General features: G+C 61.6%; 6 protein-coding genes. 1 reads left to right on the top strand and 5 read right to left on the bottom strand.

The window, feature by feature from the left end; genetic code table 11:
- Positions 1-153: 153 nt before the first annotated feature.
- The 3 genes from H926_RS0121600 to uvrB form a co-directional block, all read right to left on the bottom strand.
- Entirely contained in the window at positions 154-471 is a 318-nt protein-coding gene (locus H926_RS0121600) for a HigA family addiction module antitoxin (protein ID WP_028658339.1), read from the bottom strand.
- Positions 446-751, bottom strand: coding sequence for a type II toxin-antitoxin system RelE/ParE family toxin (locus H926_RS32000; protein WP_082209289.1), 306 nt, complete (start codon positions 749-751; stop codon positions 446-448). Before H926_RS32000 ends, H926_RS0121600 begins: the two co-directional genes overlap by 26 nt.
- A gap of 176 nt (positions 752-927) precedes the next feature.
- Positions 928-3,114, bottom strand: a complete 2,187-nt coding sequence (gene uvrB, locus H926_RS0121610) for an excinuclease ABC subunit UvrB (protein WP_028658340.1) — start codon at positions 3,112-3,114, stop codon at positions 928-930.
- A gap of 116 nt (positions 3,115-3,230) precedes the next feature.
- Here uvrB and H926_RS29735 point away from each other — a divergent pair, with 116 nt between their 5' ends.
- Positions 3,231-3,824 (top strand): DUF3617 domain-containing protein, encoded by a 594-nt coding sequence (locus H926_RS29735; RefSeq protein WP_022678108.1) that lies wholly within the window; start codon positions 3,231-3,233, stop codon positions 3,822-3,824.
- 971 nt (positions 3,825-4,795) lie between these two features.
- On the opposite strand, the gene H926_RS0121620 is transcribed toward H926_RS29735, so the two are convergent.
- Positions 4,796-5,326: an AAA family ATPase gene (locus H926_RS0121620; RefSeq protein ID WP_022678109.1), complete on the bottom strand. Its 531-nt coding sequence runs from the start codon at positions 5,324-5,326 to the stop codon at positions 4,796-4,798.
- Positions 5,327-5,532: 206 nt separating this feature from the next.
- A partial coding sequence (locus H926_RS29740) for a glutathione S-transferase family protein (protein ID WP_043610915.1) occupies positions 5,533-6,086 on the bottom strand: 554 nt, incomplete at its 5' end.

The raw sequence follows: 6,086 nt of genomic DNA on the forward strand, positions 1-6,086 counted from the left end.
GGGCCGCCGGCAAAGGCTGGCTTTCCGGCAAAGGCACACGCACGGCGTTGAGCGGGGTGCCGCTGTCCTGCGGGGCCGGGGCTTGCTGCGAGCAGGCGGTGAGGATGGACAGGGCGAACAGCGAGGCGCAGACGCGCGCAAAACGGTCGGTTTTCATGCGGCGCGTGGAACGATCCGGTCGATGGCGTCGTGATGGGCGCGCTTGGCCTCCAGCAATTCGAAATCTGCCTGGAGACCGAGAAAGAACCCCTCTGACATGCCAAAGTAGCGCGAAAGCCGCAGGTCCAGTTCGGCATCGATCGGATGAGAACCGGCGATCATGTCTGCGATGCGCGAGGTTTCGACGCCCACATTTGCAGCCAGCGCAGTCGTTGCCAGACCGAGCGGTTCCATGAACTCGCGGGCCAACAGGTCGCCGGCATGGCTGTTGTGCAGCCAGTCCTGGTCAGTGGTAGTCGGTGATTTCGACATCGTGGGCATTTCCGTCCTTCCAGACGAAACATATGCGCCATTGCATGTTAATGGAAATGGAATGTTGCCCCGCACGATCGCCGCCCAGCGCATGAAGGCGGTTGGACGGCGGGTTGCGCAGATCGTCGATCGTGCGGGCACGGTGTAGCATGCGCAGCTTGTCGAGTGCCCGGTTCTGGATATCTGCCGGCAGCTTGCGGCTACGCAGGCCATTCCAGACGGTTTCGGTTTCACGGCAGGCGAATGAAGCATGCCTGCTATCTGCGCTGGTTCTCTCTATAGAACCAGCCTTGTTGTTTTTTATCTTCCGCGCACGAGAGATTACATGGTTGCGCTGATGTAGCTGCGCCTCCCCCCTCCGACGGCCTGCGGCCGCCACCTCCCCCCGCTGTGCGGAGGGAGGATTTAGCCCCTCCCGCTTGCGGGAGGGGTTGGGGAGGGCGTGTTAGCAGCCGCTCACTTCCCCCACTTCTTTTGAGACTTGCCGTAGCGTGTCTTGCGGGTGCCCGGCTTGCCTTCGTTGCTGCGGCCGACCACGGGTGCTTTGCGATCGCCTTCGGGCAGGCCAAGCTCGGTCGATTCCAGGCGGCGGATTTCGTCGCGCAGGCGGCCGGCTTCTTCGAATTCCAGGTCGGCTGCGGCATTGCGCATGCGCTTTTCTAGGTCTTCGATGTGGCTGCGCAGGTTGTGGCCGACGAGGTTGTTGGTGCTGTCGTCGTCCAGGTCCACCAGCACGCCGTCGCGGCTGGCAGTATCGGCGATGATATCGGCGATCTGGCGCTTGATCGTGGCCGGGGTGATCCCGTGCAACTCGTTATAGGCGTTCTGCTTTTCGCGGCGGCGATCGGTTTCGGCAATCGCGCGCTCCATCGATCCGGTCATGCGATCGGCATAGAGGATAACGCGCCCATCGACGTTGCGCGCGGCCCGGCCGATAGTCTGGATCAGCGAGGTTTCCGAACGCAGGAAGCCTTCCTTGTCGGCATCGAGAATGCACACCAGCCCGCATTCGGGAATATCGAGGCCTTCGCGCAGCAGGTTGATGCCCACCAGCACGTCATAAACGCCCAGACGAAGGTCGCGGATCAGCTCGATGCGCTCCAGCGTCTCGACGTCGGAATGCATGTAGCGCACGCGCAGGCCCGCCTCGTGCATGAACTCGGTCAGGTCTTCGGCCATGCGCTTGGTCAGCGTGGTCACCAGCGTGCGATAGCCGTTCTGGGCTGTGAGGCGGCATTCGTTGATGCAGTCCTGCACCTGGTCTTCCACCGGTCGGATGAGCACCGGCGGATCGATCAGCCCGGTCGGGCGGATGACCTGCTCGGCAAACACGCCGCCGGCCTGTTCCATCTCCCAATTGCCGGGCGTTGCCGAAACGGCGAAGGTCTGCGGGCGCATCGCCTCCCATTCGTTGAAGCGCAGCGGGCGGTTGTCGATGCAACTGGGCAGGCGAAAGCCGTATTCGGCCAGGGTCATCTTGCGGCGATGGTCCCCGCGCGCCATCGCGCCGATCTGCGGCACAGTCTGGTGGCTTTCGTCCACGAACAGCAGCGCGTTGTCGGGCAGGTATTCGAACAGGGTTGGCGGCGGCTCGCCCGGCAGGCGGCCGGTGAGGAAGCGGGAATAGTTCTCGATCCCCGCGCACGAACCGGTGGCAGCCATCATTTCCAGGTCGAAATGGGTGCGCTGTTCCAGCCGCTGCGCCTCGAGCAGCTTGCCCTCGGCATGAAGCTCCTTGAGTCGCTCGGCCAGTTCGAACTTGATCGCCTCGCGCGCCTGCATCAGCGTGGGGCCAGGCGTGACGTGGTGCGAATTGGCATAGACCCGCACCTGGGAAAGGCGCGTATCGGCCTTGCCGGTAAGGGGATCGAACTCGGCAATCTCCTCGATCTCGTCGCCGAAGAAGGTCACGCGCCAGGCGGTGTCTTCGTAGTGCGAGGGGAAGATTTCGAGGTTGTCACCGCGCACGCGGAACGTGCCGCGCTGAAAGGCATGGTCGTTGCGCTTGTATTGCAGGGCGACCAGCTTGCGCACGATCTCGCCCTGGTCAACGCTTTCGCCTTTCTTGAGGTCGAACACCATGGCCGAATAGGTTTCGACCGAGCCGATGCCATAGAGGCACGAGACCGAGGCGACGATGATCACGTCGTCGCGTTCGAGCAAGGCGCGCGTGGCCGAGTGGCGCATGCGGTCGATCGCCTCGTTCACCGAGCTTTCCTTCTCGATGTAGGTGTCGGAGCGCGGCACATAGGCTTCGGGCTGGTAATAATCGTAGTACGAGACGAAATATTCCACCGCGTTTTCGGGGAAAAAGCTCTTCATCTCGCCATAAAGCTGCGCCGCCAGGATCTTGTTGGGCGCCAGGATCAGGGCGGGGCGCTGCAATTCCTCTATCACCTTGGCCATGGTGAACGTCTTGCCCGAGCCGGTCACACCCAGCAGCACCTGCGTGCGCTCGCCCTCGCGCGCGCTGGCCACCAGGTCGGCAATCGCGGTCGGCTGGTCACCTGCGGGCTGATATTCCGACACCACCTTGAACGGGCGGCCCGGCTCCAGCTTCTCGGGCCGCTGCGGCTTGTGCGGGACAAAGTTGCCAGACGTATCGGGCTCTTCCAGCCCCCTGCGGATGATGATTTCGGCCATGGGCAACATATGGGGAACACCAGGCCCAGATGCAATCGGCCCCAAAGCGCCCGATCGCGCCATGGCCATGGCCCGGCGAGCGTGATAGCGTCATGTCCCCAAACGGGAGAGTGACGATGATTGCCAAGACCCCATCCGCCTTGCTCGGGCCTGTCCTGCTGACCCTGGCTGTTCTGCTGCCGGGCTGCAAGAAAGAGCCGACCGTGGTGGCCAAGGATGCCGATGCCGGTGAAGTGGCGGCCAAAGTGGCGGGCGCAGGGGTGAAGTTTCAGCCGGGCGCCTGGAGCACCCAGGTCAAGGCGATCGATATCGACATGCCCGGCATGCCGCCGGAAATGGTGGCGGGAATGAAGGACGCGATGGGCCACGCCCGCGCCGAGCGGTCATGCCTGACCAAGGAAAAGGCCGCACGCCCCGATGGCGATTTCTTCGGCCAAGCCGACAAGAGCTGCCGCTACAAGACCTTCACCATGGCCGATGGCAAGATCGATGGCGTGCTCAACTGCGGCCACAACGGCAGCACGCAGACGATCACGCTCAAAGGCACCTATGGCAGTGATCACTTCACCATGGACATGGACATGACCGGCAGCGGCCCGGGCGGCAAGCAGATGCGCATGCACGTGGCCACCCAGTCCAACCGCGTGGGCGAATGCACCCCGCAGGAAAAGACCCAGGCCGACGCCGATGAAAAGGCGGCGGCGATCTAGGGAAGGGGGCGGGTGGAATGCGGACTTGATCCGGGGGCGCTTTCTCCCTCAGTGCCGTGCCCGAGCGCGACGCGCGTGGTTTCGATAATGATTTCACACAAAGCCACGAAGGCACGAAGAAGGGACTTTTCTTGGTGGCTTCGTGGCTTCGTGTGGAATTTTAGAAAAAGAGCGGCCCCGACGATGGCGTGCCAAGTTCTTGCAGCGTGACGCCTGGCGAAGCCGACTGAAACGTTCGAGATTGGATGGATAGCTGCCCTCAGCGGCAAATCTGACCCACTGACCGCATTCAAGGGCTTAGCCGGATGAGGCCTATTGTGGCAAGGTCGCGGGGAGCGGGCGTTTGCTATCTGACCATTTTATGGGCAAACTAAAAGCATGACCCGCCGCAGTCTCGTTTTGGCCACCACCTGCTCGGCAATCCTTTTTGGTGCATGGCCATGGGCCAGTAATGCAGCAGGTGAAATACCTTTGCCCGCGCGTTGCGAGAAACCAGCAGGCTGGATGAGTAGCAACGCTCCTGTGCCTGAACCGGGTTACTACATCCCTATCTTGGTTCGCAGAAGGTCATATGTTTTGATGCGTAAAGCCGAAGTTAGCGCAGGTGGTCTTCGTTTGTATTTGCATAGAGTTCGAAGGAAACTAGACGCGTCACAGCCGATATATCTCCTATCAGGGCCAAGAGTTACTTGCGAAAAGGTCATTGAGGCAGCGCGGATCGTTGAATTGTCTTATGGCTGTAGCAAGCAGCACGCTTGCATTTGGGGCTATGGGCTTGGCGAATTGGCCCGCCCAGCCAATGTACCAGCTCCACCTGTATCTAGCCCCCTTCGCCATCACCTCTGATTACGTTCGAAAAATCAAGGCTCACTATGTCCGCAACTGGGTCGTGTCCGGAACGGCGCTTTTCGTCGGAATATGGTGGAAGGCCGACAGGCCGCTCCTAGACCAGTTAGACGCCTTCGCCGCTATCAAAGGAAGCGCTGCACCTCTGCGAGCACTCTGTCCAAGTTCACTGCGAGTCGTGTATCAACCTCAACGATGGGCCCCAACCCCATCGGACGGTCATATTCATCGAGCATTTCGGGGGGCATTTCCTTTAAAGGATGCGCGGCATGGTGCCCGCTCGCAGCCGCGCGTTCACGAAACCGTTTGGCTGTTTCTGCTCGGCCGCAATCGCAATGAACTTCAACAATCAGTGCCCCAAGGCCGGTAAGTTTGGCCCGCTCATAGTCGCTGCGTGGCCGAAAGTTGGCTTCCAATACCGCTTGCGGTGCATGCCTTGCCAAGGACCAGATAAGCTCCATCGACGCGCCTCCGATCCGCCGAGAGGCTGCCAGATCGCCGCCCCCATCCCCGAATACGTCCGTCAGGGTTTCTTTGATGAAATCCTTTGAGAAGATCGGGAAGCCAAGCCGCTGCGCCAAAGGCACCGCGAGGGTTGTCTTGCCCGCGCCCGGCGCACCAGAAACGATCACAATCTTGCGCTGAACGTCGGACATGAGGTTACCATATCAACAGGCAGGAGCAGCAACAACTGGGCGCGAGCCGCCTCTTGCCGTAATCGAAACCGAACCAAGCATTGATGGTTCACATGCCAAACCACAAAGTCACAAAGCCCAGGCAGCTACCTCTTCGTGTCTTCGTGTGCAATTCAGGAGTAACATGTCAGCGACCTCGCTGAAGCAAGCAGAATAGCAGGCCGCATTCAATCATAGGCATAAGGCCCGCCCACTTCGATCGCGCGGCGATAGGCGGGGAGGGCCTGGATCTTGTCCAGCCAGGCGATCGTGTGGGGCCGCGTTTGGTCAAGGCCGGCACGGGCGCGGGCGGCCTCGATCGGGAAGCTCATCATCACGTCGGCCGCGGTCATGGCGGGGCCGGCAAACCACGGCCGGCTGGCCAGTTCGCGCTCGACGAAATCGAGATGCACGTCGATCATCGGCTGGATGCGCTTCAAGGCGATCTTGCCCATGATCGGCACGCGCGACAGCACCAGCTTGAGCAGGAGCGGCGGCATCAGCGACCCTTCGGCATAGTGCAGGAACATGCGATAGCGCAGCGCATCCTGTTCGGCTGCGGGCGCGCCCAGCTGCCCGCCAGCCTTGTCGACCAGGTATTCCACGATCGCGCCGCTTTCGGCCAGGATGCGGCCCTCGTCCTCGATCACCGGGGACTTGCCGAGCGGGTGGACCGCGCGCAGTTCGGGCGGTGCCAGCATCGTCCTGGCGTCGCGCTCATAGCGTTTCACCGTGTAGGGAA

The sequence above is a fragment of the Novosphingobium sp. B-7 genome (genome assembly GCF_000410615.1).
Classification (GTDB): Bacteria; Pseudomonadota; Alphaproteobacteria; order Sphingomonadales; family Sphingomonadaceae; genus Novosphingobium; species Novosphingobium capsulatum.

Bases quoted from the DNA above. Each gene is read 5' to 3' on its own strand.
- H926_RS0121600 (WP_028658339.1), bottom strand. From the start codon at position 471: ATGTCGAAATCACCGACTACCACTGACCAGGACTGGCTGCACAACAGC.
- uvrB (WP_028658340.1), bottom strand. From the start codon at position 3,114: ATGGCCGAAATCATCATCCGCAGGGGGCTGGAAGAGCCCGATACGTCT.
- H926_RS29735 (WP_022678108.1), top strand. From the start codon at position 3,231: ATGATTGCCAAGACCCCATCCGCCTTGCTCGGGCCTGTCCTGCTGACC.
- H926_RS0121620 (WP_022678109.1), bottom strand. From the start codon at position 5,326: ATGTCCGACGTTCAGCGCAAGATTGTGATCGTTTCTGGTGCGCCGGGC.